The organism is Nitrosomonas sp. Is37 (assembly GCF_033063275.1).
In the GTDB taxonomy this organism is placed as follows: Bacteria; Pseudomonadota; Gammaproteobacteria; order Burkholderiales; family Nitrosomonadaceae; genus Nitrosomonas.
Genome location: NZ_JAWJYP010000004.1, coordinates 37,828 through 53,079 on the forward strand (window position 1 = coordinate 37,828; position 15,252 = coordinate 53,079).

The 15,252-nt window shown below is 44.5% G+C and carries 13 protein-coding genes and 1 pseudogene; 8 read left to right on the top strand and 6 right to left on the bottom strand.

Annotated elements, in window-relative coordinates:
- Window positions 1–17: 17 nt before the first annotated feature.
- The 3 genes from R2Q26_RS02925 (at window position 18) to R2Q26_RS02935 (ending at window position 2,512) form a co-directional block, all read left to right on the top strand.
- The gene (locus tag R2Q26_RS02925; protein ID WP_317534898.1) at window positions 18–755 is read left to right on the top strand and encodes an RNA methyltransferase; all 738 of its coding nucleotides are present in this window, start codon (window positions 18–20) and stop codon (window positions 753–755) included.
- A gap of 257 nt (window positions 756–1,012) precedes the next feature.
- Window positions 1,013–1,756, top strand: a complete 744-nt coding sequence (locus R2Q26_RS02930; protein ID WP_090569791.1) for a CADD family putative folate metabolism protein — start codon at window positions 1,013–1,015, stop codon at window positions 1,754–1,756.
- Window positions 1,757–2,116: 360 nt separating this feature from the next.
- Entirely contained in the window at window positions 2,117–2,512 is a 396-nt protein-coding gene (locus R2Q26_RS02935) for a glycine zipper family protein (RefSeq protein ID WP_090569788.1), read from the top strand.
- Window positions 2,513–2,797: 285 nt separating this feature from the next.
- Here R2Q26_RS02935 and R2Q26_RS02940 read toward each other — a convergent pair whose 3' ends face one another.
- Window positions 2,798–3,769, bottom strand: coding sequence for a LysR family transcriptional regulator (locus R2Q26_RS02940; protein WP_411182315.1), 972 nt, complete (start codon window positions 3,767–3,769; stop codon window positions 2,798–2,800).
- A gap of 116 nt (window positions 3,770–3,885) precedes the next feature.
- Between R2Q26_RS02940 and metE the strand changes: the two are divergent.
- The 3 genes and pseudogenes from metE (at window position 3,886) to R2Q26_RS02955 (ending at window position 7,050) form a co-directional block, all read left to right on the top strand.
- Window positions 3,886–6,159, top strand: a pseudogene (metE, locus tag R2Q26_RS02945) (5-methyltetrahydropteroyltriglutamate--homocysteine S-methyltransferase).
- Window positions 6,160–6,332: 173 nt separating this feature from the next.
- Window positions 6,333–6,470 carry a hypothetical protein gene (locus R2Q26_RS02950; RefSeq protein ID WP_317534900.1) on the top strand — a complete coding sequence of 46 codons (138 nt, stop codon included), beginning with the start codon at window positions 6,333–6,335 and terminating at the stop codon, window positions 6,468–6,470.
- Window positions 6,471–6,630: 160 nt separating this feature from the next.
- Window positions 6,631–7,050 (top strand): YqaA family protein, encoded by a 420-nt coding sequence (locus tag R2Q26_RS02955; RefSeq protein ID WP_317534901.1) that lies wholly within the window; start codon window positions 6,631–6,633, stop codon window positions 7,048–7,050.
- 44 nt (window positions 7,051–7,094) lie between these two features.
- Here R2Q26_RS02955 and grxD read toward each other — a convergent pair whose 3' ends face one another.
- The 5 genes from grxD to R2Q26_RS02980 all read right to left on the bottom strand — a co-directional run bounded on the left by grxD (window position 7,095) and on the right by R2Q26_RS02980 (window position 11,331).
- Window positions 7,095–7,403: a Grx4 family monothiol glutaredoxin gene (gene grxD, locus R2Q26_RS02960; protein WP_317534902.1), complete on the bottom strand. Its 309-nt coding sequence runs from the start codon at window positions 7,401–7,403 to the stop codon at window positions 7,095–7,097.
- 165 nt (window positions 7,404–7,568) lie between these two features.
- On the bottom strand, window positions 7,569–8,414 hold the full coding sequence (gene prmC, locus R2Q26_RS02965) for a peptide chain release factor N(5)-glutamine methyltransferase (RefSeq protein WP_317534903.1): 846 nt from the start codon (window positions 8,412–8,414) through the stop codon (window positions 7,569–7,571).
- Window positions 8,415–8,455: 41 nt separating this feature from the next.
- Window positions 8,456–9,535 carry a peptide chain release factor 1 gene (prfA, locus tag R2Q26_RS02970; RefSeq protein WP_317534904.1) on the bottom strand — a complete coding sequence of 360 codons (1,080 nt, stop codon included), beginning with the start codon at window positions 9,533–9,535 and terminating at the stop codon, window positions 8,456–8,458.
- Window positions 9,532–10,785: a glutamyl-tRNA reductase gene (gene hemA, locus R2Q26_RS02975; RefSeq protein ID WP_317534905.1), complete on the bottom strand. Its 1,254-nt coding sequence runs from the start codon at window positions 10,783–10,785 to the stop codon at window positions 9,532–9,534. Before hemA ends, prfA begins: the two co-directional genes overlap by 4 nt.
- Before the next feature lie 132 nt (window positions 10,786–10,917).
- A complete protein-coding gene (locus tag R2Q26_RS02980) occupies window positions 10,918–11,331 on the bottom strand; it encodes a CreA family protein (RefSeq protein ID WP_371113277.1) in 414 nt (137 codons plus the stop codon).
- 868 nt (window positions 11,332–12,199) lie between these two features.
- On the opposite strand from R2Q26_RS02980, the gene R2Q26_RS02985 reads away from it, so the two are divergent.
- Window positions 12,200–14,050: a ribonuclease catalytic domain-containing protein gene (locus tag R2Q26_RS02985; RefSeq protein WP_317534906.1), complete on the top strand. Its 1,851-nt coding sequence runs from the start codon at window positions 12,200–12,202 to the stop codon at window positions 14,048–14,050.
- Between the two features lie 293 nt (window positions 14,051–14,343).
- On the top strand, window positions 14,344–15,249 hold the full coding sequence (locus R2Q26_RS02990) for an energy transducer TonB (RefSeq protein WP_317534907.1): 906 nt from the start codon (window positions 14,344–14,346) through the stop codon (window positions 15,247–15,249).
- Window positions 15,250–15,252: the final 3 nt, after the last annotated feature.

Sequence of the window (15,252 nt, forward strand, 5' to 3'; positions counted from 1 at the left end):
GAAAGTCTAATTTTAATATGAATCGCTCCTCCCCGCTCGCTAATGTCCGTATCGTATTAAGCCATACCAGTCACCCCGGTAATATCGGCGCAACGGCAAGAGCGATGAAAACGATGGGATTGAGTACCCTCTATCTGGTCAATCCTAAATCCTTTCCAGACAATGAAGCGGACGTGCGCGCTAGCAATGCACGGGACATCCTCGAACAAGCAAGTGTGGTGCACAGTCTGGAAGAAGCGCTGCATGATACCGTGCTCGCTATAGCGATGACCGCTCGCCCACGTGATCTCTCCAACCGGATTCTTGATACCAGGCAGGCTGCAAAGGCGCTCCTTGAGCATGCATCACAATCTCCAGTAGCTCTGGTTTTTGGCAGAGAAAGCTCTGGCCTGACAACAGCCGAGATCAGCATGTGTCAGCTCACAGTGCATATTCCGACCAATCCCGATTATTCTTCGCTCAATCTGGCTGCTGCCGTGCAAATCATGGCGTATGAACTGCGCATGGTGTCTACCGAAACAACTCCCATACCTCCTCAGCCGCCAGCTTATCAACTCGCCAGCTTCAACGAGATTGAGCTGTTTTATCGCCACCTGGAACAGGCCATGATCGACAGTGAATTTCTCGATCCCAGGCAACCCAAGCGACTCATGCAGCGGATACGTCGTATGTTTGCGCGCACTCAACTGGAAAAAGAAGAAGTAAACATATTGCGCGGTATACTCAATGCATTGGAGAAGCATCGTTCAGTATGAGTAATTCCATTTCCAAATCAAAGATGGCGCGAAGGCGAGCCGCAGGCAGTATAAATAATACGACAAGGTAAAGCCGACAAAGTCAGGTTGGATTTAGAAATGGAATAATATCGTTTGGATTGACTTGGCTAGCTTATTTAGCGATGATTACACTTGGTAATTCTTCATCCACCTTTTGAGATTGTAAATAATCAGACTATACAGACCGTATAGTCAATTATTTCACAAGCTCACTCATTATAATAAAAGGAGCGATCATGACAACGAACACAATTTTCAAACATAAAGTTAATACTATTATCAGTAGCAAACACTTATTAAAACATCCTTTTTATATGGCCTGGACTGATGGCAAACTGACCAAAGATCAGTTACGCCACTATGCGGAGCAATATTTTTATAATGTGCTGGCTGAGCCGACCTATCTGAGTGCTGTGCATTTCAACACGCCGCATATTCATGCTGAAACGAATAGCGGTGATATTAGTGTGCGCCAGGAAGTACTCAAGAATTTGATTGATGAAGAACATGGTGACGGTAATCATCCTGCTTTATGGAAAGCATTTGCATTTGCCCTGGGGGCAGATGATAAAAGCCTGGCCAATGCACCTGCCCTACCAGAAACAGAAAATCTGGTTTCAACCTTCCGTGACATTTGCCTGAATCAGCCTTTCTATGCTGGCCTCGCAGCACTACATGCATTTGAATCACAAGTGCCCGATATTGCAGCAGTTAAGATTGATGGGCTGGCCAAATTCTACGGCATGAACAATCCGAAAGATTATGAATTCTTCTCAGTTCACCAGAAAGCGGATATCTACCATTCGCAAGCAGAATGGGCCATCATCGAGCGATTTGCTGACACCCCAGAAAAACAGGCTCAAGTGCTCGCTGCTACCCAGCGTGCCTGCGATGCCCTCTGGAAATTCCTGGACGGTATTCATGAAACCTATTGCGCAAATCTGATCTGCGATCAAGAAGCGGCTGTTACACTGCATTAATCAAACACACATGGGTGGATAAGACACTTTATCTACCCAACAGTCTCAGGAACCTTCTTTCTCCTGAAAAGAGAATCCTGCCATAGTAATTAGCCATTGGTTTCGATAAGTACCACCCACTTCACCTAAAAATATAATGCATGCGGTACAATGCCCATTACCTTACATGAGCTGTAATGGGAAATTTCTTTGGAAACTTTGCTCAGCAGGACTGAGATTTGAAACAATGAGATCTTAAACAAAGTAATTTAATAGACTCGGTTACCCTGTTAAGTATCTGTTCAGGTTTGAGTGATTACACTTTATTCAATTTCATAAAATTATTTTTTGCTGCAACCAAGTTAACAAGAGGTTTACATAATGAACAAAACAACCATGAGAGTAGCACTGATCGCTAGCCTGCTAATATCTGCCTGCGCTTCTCAAACTAGATGGACACCTACTGTCGATACTTACAACAATCCAAATGCTAGTCGACTGAATCAAGACTTGTATGAATGTGATCAACTCGCGCGCGAAGCCTCTGGTGGCACAGCTAAAGAAACAGCGGTCGGCGCTGGGGTCGGTGCTGCACTCGGTGCGGCCGGCGGGGCGGTAGTCGGTGCCTTCACCGGCAATCCTGGCAAGGGCGCAGCAATTGGCGCCGCAGCTGGTGGTTTGGGTGGAGCTGCTAAGCAAGGGTTTGGAGCAGAAGAATCGTTCAAAAGTGCTTATCGGAACTGCCTGCGTAACCGCGGCCACAGAGTCGTGAATTAATTATTTTAGACCTCAGGCTGGCACTATAATGAGCTAACATCTCAGCCAGCCTGATCACTCAGCAGGAATATTGTTAACTCCCTTCGCGCACATGACAGAAGGGAGCATTTCCCCCTTTACCCCAGATACCGCTACTTCATAGGGTGTCACGCACGTTGATGCGGATACGTGGCAAGATATGAGAAAACTGAAAGATCACTCTTTGCAACGAGGAGTAATGCTGTATTCGCACCCAAAGCGATACACGATACTATCCCTAGTTTGTTTTCTCAACACTGTGTTCCATTAGCCTGGTTCACGGCACCGCTTACTACCATCTTTTGGCGAAACTTTATTTTCACAACCGCTCAATGGAATAATCCCGTCTAAAGTGGCAAAACATTGATCCCGACTAGTCACCAGAAAATCCTGTAGATACGGCATAGAAGCAGTTTCCTTGCGCGTCGACACGAATAAATCGCTCCATAAGCCATTAGTACCGATGCTCCGCGCAATGACATAATCGTGATCGACATAGTTTTTGATTCCCCAATTGGGCAACGCCGCGATTCCCCGGCGACTTGCCACCAATTGCAAGATAGCCACGGTCAATTCTGCTGTCCTTCGCTGCCAAGAAATGCCCGCAGGCTTCAGTATCTTGCTGATCAGATCGATACGCTCTTCCGGGACGGGGTAAGTGATCAGAGTCATATCAGCAAAATCTGTTGCCTCCAGAGTTCGTTTTTTGGCTAGCTCATGACCTGGAGCAAGTACTGCTAGAATCTCGAAACGAAACAAGGGATGGTGAACAATGCCTCGTTGCGGTTTGTTTTCTGATCCAATGATAATATCCGTCTCCTCCCGCTTAAGCAGTTTGATAGGGTCGGCGTGAAATCCGGAAACCAGATCCAGTTCCACTTCCGGCCAATGCTTGCGGAAGGTATCCATGATAGGCATCAGCCAGTCAAAACAGGTATGGCATTCCAGCGCAATGCGTAAATTTCCACTCGTTCGCTGGGCAATTCTGGCGAGATCCCGCTCGGCAGCCTGCACTTCCTTGATAATTTTTTCCGCTAACAGGACAAGACGTTCTCCTGCATCAGTCAACTGGATAGCATGCCCCTGTCGTTGAATCAGCGGTATCTGGTAATAATGCTGTAATGCCTTGATCTGATGGGAGAGCGCCGATTGGGTAAGATGCACGCGCTTAGCGGCGAGCGATAAACTGCCGGTCTCTTGTAGTGCGCTCAAGATGCGAAGGTGACATAATTCAAGCATATTAATTTAAGTAAATATGAATTATATTCATAGATTTAATAAATATTTTCATTTTATTCATAGTTTAACATACCACACAATGATTGTTCTTTTCATACAATTAAAAAAGAGCAATTATGGCTTTGACACACAATCTAGGGTTCCCGCGGATAGGCGCACGCCGGGAATTGAAACAAGCGCTTGAAGCATACTGGCGCAAGAATATCGACGCGAAACAATTATAAGATCAAGCAAAAGCTATTCGGAAAGAAAATTGGCTTCTGCAAAAGAAAATCGGTCTCAATCTGATTCCTGTCGGCGATTTTGCCTTGTATGACCACATGCTCAATATGACTGCATTGCTTGGCGCAATACCCGATCGCTTCAATTCGACTCAGTATGACACCATGCTCGATCTGTATTTTGCCATGGCACGGGGTACCGCCAATCAATCTGCGATGGAAATGACCAAGTGGTTCAATACCAACTATCACTATATCGTTCCGGAATTTAACAGCCATACCCATTTTCAGATTACCTCGGAGCAGTTGTTTGACGAGATCAATGAAGCCAAGGCATTGGGTATTTCTCCCAAGGTGGTATTGATTGGGCCATTAACGTATTTATTTCTGGGCAAAGAAACAGAAGTAAATTTTAATCGTCTGGATTTATTGCCTCGTTTGCTGTCCACTTATCACGAAATTCTGTCTAGAATTGCAGCGCTTGGCGTACAGTGGGTACAGATAGATGAGCCCTACTTGGCATTTGATCTGGAGGAAATCTGGTTAGAAAAGCTGAGTGAAGCCTATACAACCCTACGAGGAAGCGGCCCACAATTGCTGCTGACGACCTATTTTGATGCCATTGATGAACATGCAGCAAGACTCAAAGCCTTACCCGTCGATGGCCTGCATATTGATTTATGTCGCGCACCGCATCAGCTCAATGCATTTCTTGCCGATTATCCGGTTAATAAAGTACTTTCACTGGGTATTATCGATGGGCGTAACGTGTGGCGCGCCGATCTTTCTCAAGCATTGGCAACTTTGTCACAAGCGCAATCTTTCCTTGGTGAACGATTGTGGATTGCACCCAGCTGCTCGTTATTGCACTGCCCAGTCGATCTCGAACTGGAAACCAGGCTGGATGGTGAAATTAAAAACTGGCTTGCTTTCTCGGTCCAGAAACTCAACGAAATTGTTATTCTGGGACGTGGATTAAACCAGGGAGAAGCATCAATCCAAACCTCTCTGCAAGAGTCCGTTGAAGCCAGGCAGGCAAGACAGCAATCCAAACGGATACATCACCCGGTAGTACAAGAACGAGTGAAAAAATTAACGCAACGCGATTGTCAGCGTCACCTCCCCTTTGCACAACGACAATCTTTGCAACAACAATATTTTCAGTTACCGCTACTGCCGACCACCACCATCGGCTCATTCCCCCAAACAACCGAAATTCGCAAAGCCAGAGCCGCTTTCAGAAAAGGAGAGTTCAGTCATGTGGACTATCTTGAGGCTATGCGCGCTGAAATCCAAAATGTCATCCAGCAACAGGAAGAAATAGGGCTTGATGTGCTCGTGCATGGCGAAGCCGAGCGCAATGATATGGTTGAATATTTTGGAGAACAGTTGTGGGGTTATGCTTTTACTGAAAATGGCTGGGTACAAAGCTACGGTTCCCGCTGTGTTAAGCCGCCTATTCTCTATGGTGATATTTACCGCCCGGAAGCCATGACGGTCAACTGGATCAGCTATGCCCAGAGTCTGGCCAGCAAACCAGTAAAAGGAATGCTAACAGGCCCGGTAACCATGCTGATGTGGTCATTCATACGCGATGATCAGCCCTATTCTGAAACCGCACTGCAACTTGCGCTGGCTATTCGCGATGAGGTAAAAGATTTGGAGCAGGCGGGAATTGGCATGATTCAGATCGATGAACCCGCTTTTCGCGAGGGGCTTCCGCTGAAAAAATCAGCTTGGTCTGAATACCTGCAGTGGGCAGTCAAGGCATTTCGCATCGCTAGTTCAGGTGTAAAGGATGAGACACAGATTCATACCCATATGTGTTATTCGGAATTTCACGATATTTTGCCGGCCATTGCTGAAATGGATGCAGATGTGATTACCATTGAGACCTCACGCTCACGCATGGAATTGCTGGATGCATTCGCGCAGTTTGCTTATCCCAATGAAATTGGCCCGGGTGTATATGACATTCACTCGCCACGTATCCCGGATACTGATGAAATGCTGGCATTACTGGAAAAAGCGCTCCGATGCATCCCACCACAGCAATTATGGGTCAACCCCGATTGCGGCCTGAAAACACGGAATTGGGCTGAGACCCATGTCGCATTGAAGAAAATGGTCAGCGCGGCACACATTCTGCCTAATAGGATAGTTGCTTGATATCATCATTGAGGAAGAGCAGTATCAAATATATTTCTTACCTTCGATTCAGGTATCGGAAAAGTTTGAACCTAAAAACCGCAGCTGATCCCTTGATTGAAGAGCTAAGCCCCCGACATATGGAAGCATTTTCGAAACTTTCTCATTCACCAGAATGGTGATGCCGCTACGAAGTGCATGGTAATGTTGCTCCAGGTGCGAATGCGGCGTTGCTCTTCGTAGCAGGTGGTGATCCTGCGGCTTTATCGCGCCTTGCCTCGCACCTGGATCACCACACGCTCTACCTCGTCCAACCGCAGCTTTTAGGTTGAACAGTTGCTATACATTAACCACTATGCATTAGCCGTTATAATTACTATTAGTTATAATCAGCAGTTTGAAAGCCCCCGAATCAATCAACAAAACTACTTATTCTGCTTTCTGTCAAATCCAGGAGCATAAACAAGTTATTACTCAATCTTCAGCATTATCATGGATGAACAATCAAGTCTGCTGGCATTGTTTACCAGCAGCTTCCTGGCTGCCACTCTTCTTCCAGGAGGTTCAGAAGCAGTATTAGTAAGCGTGCTCATAGCTTACCCTGAGCTTTACAGCTCAGCCTTGAGCGTCGCAACACTCGGCAATACGCTGGGTGGGATGAGCTCTTATGTGATAGGCCGTTTATTGCCAGATGAAGAAGCGATGCGCAGCAAAATTGGGAACAAAGCGCGTGGATTAGAATGGACACGCCGTCATGGAGCGCCGATCCTCTTTCTTTCCTGGTTACCCTTGATCGGTGATGTATTGTGTGTCGCTGCGGGCTGGTTGCGCATCCACTGGCTTTGGGCCGTCATATTTATCGCTGTAGGAAAATTTGCGCGTTACTGGGTCATTGCTAGCGTAATCGGTTAACCCCCAAACAGTGAGAGGGAGTTAACCGATTATTAACTAAGCTATTATTTCTCAAATAATTTCTGTAGATCTCCACTTTGATACATCTCGGTCATGATATCTGAGCCACCGACAAATTCACCGTTTATATAAAGCTGTGGAATAGTCGGCCAATTAGAATAATCTTTAATTCCCTGACGAATTTCCGGGTTGGCGAGCACATCAACTGAAAAAAAGTCTTGGACGCCACATGCTTTGAGTATCTTTACAGCATTAGCAGAAAACCCACATTGAGGATGTTCAGGTGAGCCTTTCATATAAAGCACTACCGGATAAGTATTAATTTGCTGCTCAATCAGCTCATTTGCGTTCACGTCTCAATATCCTCCTTAAGCAATTATTTTAAAAGCTAATTTATTATTAGATAACTAGGTAATACTCTGGTTCTATTTCTTATCAGTAATTATTGTGGTATCTCATCATTCCGCAAGAATACCTCATTAATCATATTCTAGCAGCTAGCTTATCGCCAGCGGCAGTTAGCTTGTTGCCAGCGCACGATCATCACGTTGCCCGCCACTCACCCGTAGTATCCCTGCCAGATCTGGACAGGAGAATATGTTAATGAAATTGGATTCTGCTAGCAATTGTCGGCAAATAACGCCCTGATCATAGCCATGCTCCAGTAACAGCTCACCACCTGGGGTCAAAAAATCAGGTGCATTGACGATAATTTTACGAATACATGCCAAGCCATCATCGACTGCTGTCAGTGCTATACGAGGCTCAAAACGTAAATCACCTTGATCCAGATGGGGGTCTCCCTCAGCCACATAAGGTGGATTCGAGACGATCAGATCAAATTCTACCTGATCCAATCCATCAAACCAGTTTCCCGCACGTATCTGCACATTATGGATCCCCAGTTTTTCTGCATTCAACCGAGCAATTGACAGCGCATCGGGTGAGAGATCGACTGCAGTAACACGTGCAAGTGGTCGATGCTTGGCAATGGTGAGCGCAATTGCGCCACTCCCTGTACCTAGATCAAGAACGTTACAGGTTTGATTAACTGGAATACGTGATAAGGCTAGTTCTACCAGTAATTCTGTTTCCGGTCGAGGAATCAGAACGGCAGGCGTAACCTTAAAAGTCAAATCATAAAAATCGCGCTCACCAACAAGATAGGCAACTGGCTCACCTGCAATTCTCCTCGTTACCAGCAATTGGAAAGCATCAACTTGCTCGCGATTCAATACACTGTTTGAGTGAACAGCAAGAAAGACCGCATTTACATTCAACGCATATTGAAGCAATAGGCGTGCCTCTATGTCATCTATATGACGACGTGCATCTTGTAGTGTCTGTGCTATCGTAACCTGCATATTTGCGCAGCTACTCTAGAGTGATTACTCCCCTCTAGTCGTCATTTTTCCATCATAGACGCCAGTTGCTCTGCTTGATGTTCAGCCATCAATGCTGAACACAGCTCATCGATATCACCATCCATGATTTGATCCATCTTATAAAGCGTAAGATTGATCCGATGATCTGTAACTCGCCCTTGCGGAAAATTATAGGTACGAATCCGCTCAGAGCGCTCTCCGCTTCCCACCAGTGATTTGCGTGTCGCAGCTTGCTCTGCCTGCTGCTCGCGCATTTGCTTATCCAGAATTCGAGCAGCCAAGACGCTCATCGCTTGCGCTTTGTTTTTATGCTGAGAACGCCCTTCCTGACATTCGACGACGATACCCGTTGGTAAATGGGTGATACGCACAGCCGAATCCGTTTTATTGATATGCTGACCGCCTGCACCGGATGCCCGGAATGTATCGATTCTTAAGTCAGCCGGATTCAGTTCAACGCCGGTAATTTCATCCACCTCTGGAATAACTGCAACCGTACAGGTAGAAGTATGTACTCTCCCTTGTGTTTCTGTCGCTGGCACACGTTGTACTCGATGGGCGCCTGATTCAAACTTGAGTCGAGAGTAAGCCCCATAACCGATAATTCTAGCGATGATTTCCTTGTATCCGCCCACATCAGAAGGGCTTTGCGAAATGATCTCGACTTGCCAGCGCTGTCGCTCAGCGTAGCGTGTATACATACGAAACAGATTCCCCGCAAAAAGAGCAGATTCATCTCCACCCGTACCTGCACGAATTTCCAGAAAAATATTGCGCTCATCATTGGGATCTTTAGGTAATAACTGCTTAATCAGTTCAGCTTCTGTTTTCTGGAGTTTCTCTTTCCCGGCTACAATTTCAGTTTCAGCAAAATCCCGCATCTGGGGATCGGCGATCATCTCTCTGGCGGTTTGAATATCCAACTCGGTTTGCTGATAAGCCTGATAAAGCTCAACCACTGGAACAATCTCCGCCCGCTCACGAGTAAGCTTGCGATATTTATCCAAATCGGCTGTGATCTTCTCGCTGCTCAATAATTGATTCAATTCCTCCAGCCGCACACTCAGACGAGTGAGCCGGTCTGCAATACTTTTATTCATTGTGGGTAATGTAGTTGATATAGTCGATTGATTAGCTCGACCAGCTGATCTCGCTCATCATCGGCTGCGTGATTCAGTATACTGGAAGGAAGGTGTAGGAATTTGTTGGTCAATCCATTACTGAGCGATTCGAGTATCTTTTCTGGATTCTCACCCTTTGCCAACAGCTTCTGCGCGCGTGCAAGCTCATGCCTTCGAAATTGCTCCGCCTGATCTCGCAATGCTCTGATAGTCGGAACCAGTTCGCGTGTTGCCAGCCAACGCATAAAATCAATCACATTGGTATCGATAATGGTTTCAGCTTGGGCAACCGCGCTGAGGCGTGAGTCTAATCCCTCTTTGACTATATCTGCCAGATCATCAACGTAATAAAGAAACACATCATCCAGCTCTGCGACTTCCAGTTCGACATCTCGAGGAACTGCCAAATCGACAATAAAAATGGGTCGATGTTTGCGAATCTTGATGGCACGTTCCAACATGCCCTTACCCAAGATCGGGAGGGGGCTTGCGGTACAAGTAACTACAATATCGTGCAACGCTAGCTGCTCAGGCAATTCGCTAAGCGGGATAGCTCGCGCATTGAAGCGTCGCGATAATGCTTCGGCCCGTTCAGCAGTGCGATTGGCAACTGTAATCCGCTTGGGGCGCCTGGCAGCAAAGTGGCTAGCGCAAAGCTCGATCATCTCACCCGCACCAATAAATAGAACATTCTGTTCACTGATATCGCCAAAGATCCGCTCCGCTAAGCGAGCAGCGGCAGCAGCCATTGATACGGAACTAGCACCAATCTCAGTGGATGTACGTACTTCCTTAGCCACAAAAAAAGTACGCTGAAACAACTTATGCAACAACAATCCCAGCGTGCCTGCATTCTCCGCTGACTTGATCGCATTTTTCATCTGGCCGAGTATCTGTGGTTCTCCCAGCACCATAGAATCCAATCCACTGGCAACCCGAAAAGCATGTTTGACTGCCTGCTCACGTGGCAATCGATAAAGATAAGGATCTAACTCGCGAGGGGGTAAATGATGAAAATCCGTGAGCCAGTGAATCGCCGTGTCTGGCTTGTCAGTATTACAGTAAATTTCAGTGCGATTACAAGTTGAAACAATGGCAGCCTCTTTAACTGCATGATTCCCTACTAAATCATGCAAGGCATGCACCATTGTATTTTCAGTAAATGTAACCTGCTCACGTATGCTTAACGGCGCTGTATTGTGATTGATACCAAAAGCAAATAGCTGCATGAAAGATGATCTTTAAATGGCTAAAAATCGGAAATACGTAATTATAGCGGAAGTTTAAGCACCATCAATGAAAGGAATATGCTTGTCATACACACTTCTTCTTACTAGCCGCATAGATTCTGAGTTATTAAATTAACGCCACGACATAATTGGAATAGTAGAGATACTGTTTTTAGGTGATCCCTCAATAACTCTATCGCTATAGGCCAGATAAATCAGCACATTGCGTTTAGGGTCATAAAAACGCACTACTTGTAATGTCTTAAATAGCAACGAGGTACTTTTTTTAAATACTTCCTTACCATCTTTCTGGCCATTTTTCACATTCTCGGGTAGTTCGATTGGACCTACCTGACGACAAGCTATTGAAGCATCAGAAGTATCCTCAGCCACTCCTACCGTACCACTAATGCCACCTGTTTTTGCCCGACTGAGATAGCAAGTAGCTCCCACAACCTCCGGGTCATCAAATGCCTCAACAATAATTTTATCATTAGCACCCAAAATCTTAAATTTGGTGGATACACTACCAATCTGTTCAGCCATTGAAGAGGAAGCAAACAACAATATTAAAACCAATATCAAAAACTCGATTTGCTTTGGAATATTTAAGAGACAAATCATAGTATGGCTTCTCCGTTTCATCATGCTCTATCACTACTCAGTTAGGTATTTAATCAAAATCTCGTTGAACCCTTAGATGACATAAATCGATAAATGTTTAATTGCACTTATTGATGGTTAATATAGACCGCGCTACCAATCCAGGGCATGTCAAGCTTGTCTCTCTCCATTGCGTAGGCTCGAAACGGGATATCCATATGAATGGACAGGAATTTTAACGTGCATCTCCTAATGATAAAAGTGTTTTGTTATTTAAATCACTCTAATCGCCCCAATATCATGTAAAACCTTAACCTTCTTATTACATGCAAGAGAAATTGACTCAAACTTACTCTAACCCACCAATGAAACTAATTCCATTTCCAAATAGCATGGATAATCCCCAATATTCAAACTTTATCGCAAAGTATTTGTCTCGACAGACATAATGATAAAAAAATGTATCTATCAATATTCGCATAGAATCTGAGCATACCAGACTAATAGATGGAAAGCTGAGTATCATGCAATGTCGCGGAGTAGCTGTCATGCGAGTTATTCATACTTTTTTTAGTTCCTAATCTTTATACTTGTTTTACTTCATTTAATCTTTTCTTATTTTGTAGCGCTGTTAAATTACGTATTACTAGAAAAGGCCGCTCATGCCCAGAAAATTACATTTAATAATCATATTGTTAAACATGATAACATTTACTATTAATTTAACTCGATTAATGAATAAAATTCTGGCGATCTTTGCGTCAAGGGTTCTTGTTAACAATTCCTCGATTTTGTCTAAAAGGATCATGCCGTGAACGTTTTTTACGAAGAATCTGGTATTTTTAAGGTTGGCACCATTCTTGCTGACAATACGACCTCTTTACAAGTAGAAGCATCACACGGCAAACGCTCCAAAATCAAAGCTTCCTCGGTATTGTTACGATTTGAAGTCCCACCCTTATATGAATTCATGTATCAGGCACAGCAGGTTGCTGCTGATCTGGATACTGATTTTCTCTGGGAATGCTGCACGAATAGCGAAGAATTTTCGAGTCATACTTTAGCTGCTGATTACTTCGGACACTCACCTAGTCCAGTGGAAGCGGCTGCAATCATGATTCTTCTGAATAGCGCTCCAATGTATTTTTACAGAAAAGGACAAGGACGTTATAAAGCCGCTCCAGCTGAAGCTTTGCGAGCAGCACTAGCCAGCCAAGAAAAGAAACGACTAGAAGCAGAACAACAAGCTCGTTATAAGCAACAATTGAGCACCTTCATTTTTCCTGAAGAATTCAGATCACAATTGGATGACCTACTTTATAAACCAAATAAAAATACCATTGAATGGAAAGCGCTCGAATCAGTCTGTACTGCAACCAAGCTCAGCGTTCCCAAATTATTAGAAAAATGTGGCGCCATACCCTCTACCCACGATTATCACTTTAATCAATTTCTGCGAGAGCATTTTCCGGAAGGAGCCGCCTTCAATCTCCCCGAAATAGATTGTGTATTTAGTGATCCTGAGAATTTACCGATAGCAGATGTAGCAGCTTTTAGTATCGATGATGCTACCACCACTGAAATTGATGATGCTTTTTCAGTTACACCGCTCGCTCTGGGAAGCTTCCGTATTGGCATCCATATAGCGGCGCCAGCCTTAGGAATTACTCCTGGCTCACTTCTGGATAAAGTTGCTGCACAACGCCTTTCAACTGTTTATCTACCCGGGCGGAAGATTACTATGCTTCCTGAAAAAACGATCGATCTTTATACTCTCAGTGAAACGCGATTACGCCCGACAGTTTCACTCTATCTGGATGTAGCAGACGATTTTACTGTAATAACCTCTCAAAGCCGAATAGAAAAAATCAGAGTCATCGCCAATCTGCGTCACGATGCCTTGGAGCAACAATTTAATGAGGATACACTGAGAAAAAATCGCACAAATTACCCTTTTGCGCATGAGTTGAGTTTACTTTGGAATTTCTCCCGCAAGATGGAAATACTCCGCGGCAAGGAAAATGATATCAATAATGAAAAAATTGATTACAGCTTCTTTATTGAGCAGGATCGTATCACTATTCAAGAGCGTCGACGCGGCTCACCAATCGACAGAGTCGTTTCTGAATTAATGATTTATGCGAATACTGAATGGGGCAAACAACTTGCCGATGCGGGAATCGCAGGCATTTATCGCAGCCAGAATGGGGGAAAAGTAAAAATGAGTCTTTCTCCGGCCCCTCATCAGGGGCTCGGTGTGGCCCAGTACGCGTGGAGCAGCTCACCAATGCGTCGTTATGTAGACTTAATCAATCAGCGACAACTTATCGCATTACTGACAGATGCAGCACCGTTCTATTCGAAAGAGAACGATGAATTGTTGATATCAATACGGGATTTCGAACAAGTTTATAGTATATATAGTGATTTCCAACGTGCCATGGAACGTTATTGGTGTCTGCGTTGGTTGCTACAGGAAGATATTCAAGTAACTAGTGGGCAAGTCATTAAAGAAAACTTGGTAAAGGTCGATCGTATTCCTTTGATCGTACGTGTGCCTTCATTACCAGACCTCTTGCCGGGTACAGTTGTTAAGTTAGAATTATCCCAAATTGACTTAATTGAATGCACCTTGAATATCCGATTTTTATATAAAGAATAAGTTTGAAAATATATTTTTCATTTATGAGATACTTTTCATCCATCGTCGATTATTCCATCTTCAAAATATGTGTAAACGAAATTTCGTTACAAATCATAATAAACGCTTTGGGAGCAGTGGAGGCAAAGCCCCATAATGATAAAATGAGTACAACAAATTTTGGTGAAGCCACATTCCAAGTAGCTAAGCGAGAAATAAGTGTTCACCGATCCAGCTATCGGGACGTATTGTAGATTTGCTCACAAGCGCTCATATGAGTTAGTTAACTTTATCTAGCCGTTATTCGCTCTAAGATGTTAGATTACAGCCTTTCGATACCCTATCCTGGGTTATCTTATCGACCAAAACGCTTCTATGTCGCAATACTGATTTCACTGCTCCTCCACGCAGTTATCCTATGGGGGATCACTTTTAAGGTACCGGAACCTGTCGTCAATAATGTTGCAAAATCGCTGGAGATCATTCTGGTCAACAGTAAATCTGAGCAAAAACCTGTCGACACGAATATATTGGCACAAACCAATTTGGAGGGAGGTGGCAATGTTAACGAGGATCTGCGTGCTAAATCGCCTTTGCCAGTATTGCCCCAAACCAAACCATTAGTTGATCTTGCTCAAGCAACAAAAAAAACAAAACAACTAGAAAATGAAGTCAAGAAGCTCATGAGTGCTGTTGAAAGCAAACCTCGCATTGTTGAAGCCGAGGAGCCTCAGACAGAACAATCTGAAAACAAACCCACACCCTCTTTGGACAGAGCAGACTTGTTACAGCGTAGTCTTGAAATTGCTCGCCTGGAAGCCCAAATCAGCAAGGAATATGAAGAATATCAGAAACGACCCAAGCGCAAGTTTATCGGTGCACGCACAAAAGAATATCGTTTCGCGCGCTATGTAGAAGACTGGCGACTGAAAGTCGAACGCATCGGTAATTTGAACTACCCCGAAGAAGCCAGGAAACAGCAGCTTTATGGCAATTTACAGCTAACTGTTGGCATTCGATCGGATGGCAGCCTTGAGTCCATCAGTATTGATCTCTCCTCTGGAACAAAAATTCTCGATGATGCAGCCATTCGTATAGTCAGACTAGCAGCTCAAAATGGTTTTGCGCCTTTTCCACCCGATATCAGTCGAGATACGGATATCTTACACATTACCCGTACCTGGGTATTTGAACGCTCAGATAAATTAGTCAGCGAATAATCA

Coding starts and splice junctions, on each gene's coding strand:
- R2Q26_RS02980 (WP_371113277.1), bottom strand. CDS start 11,331: ATGGCTGAACAGATTGGTAGTGTATCCACCAAATTTAAGATTTTGGGT.
- R2Q26_RS02990 (WP_317534907.1), top strand. CDS start 14,344: ATGTTAGATTACAGCCTTTCGATACCCTATCCTGGGTTATCTTATCGA.
- R2Q26_RS02940 (WP_411182315.1), bottom strand. CDS start 3,769: ATGCTTGAATTATGTCACCTTCGCATCTTGAGCGCACTACAAGAGACC.
- R2Q26_RS02930 (WP_090569791.1), top strand. CDS start 1,013: ATGACAACGAACACAATTTTCAAACATAAAGTTAATACTATTATCAGT.
- prmC (WP_317534903.1), bottom strand. CDS start 8,414: ATGCAGGTTACGATAGCACAGACACTACAAGATGCACGTCGTCATATA.
- prfA (WP_317534904.1), bottom strand. CDS start 9,535: ATGAATAAAAGTATTGCAGACCGGCTCACTCGTCTGAGTGTGCGGCTG.
- R2Q26_RS02955 (WP_317534901.1), top strand. CDS start 6,631: ATGGATGAACAATCAAGTCTGCTGGCATTGTTTACCAGCAGCTTCCTG.
- R2Q26_RS02935 (WP_090569788.1), top strand. CDS start 2,117: ATGAACAAAACAACCATGAGAGTAGCACTGATCGCTAGCCTGCTAATA.
- R2Q26_RS02925 (WP_317534898.1), top strand. CDS start 18: ATGAATCGCTCCTCCCCGCTCGCTAATGTCCGTATCGTATTAAGCCAT.
- hemA (WP_317534905.1), bottom strand. CDS start 10,785: ATGCAGCTATTTGCTTTTGGTATCAATCACAATACAGCGCCGTTAAGC.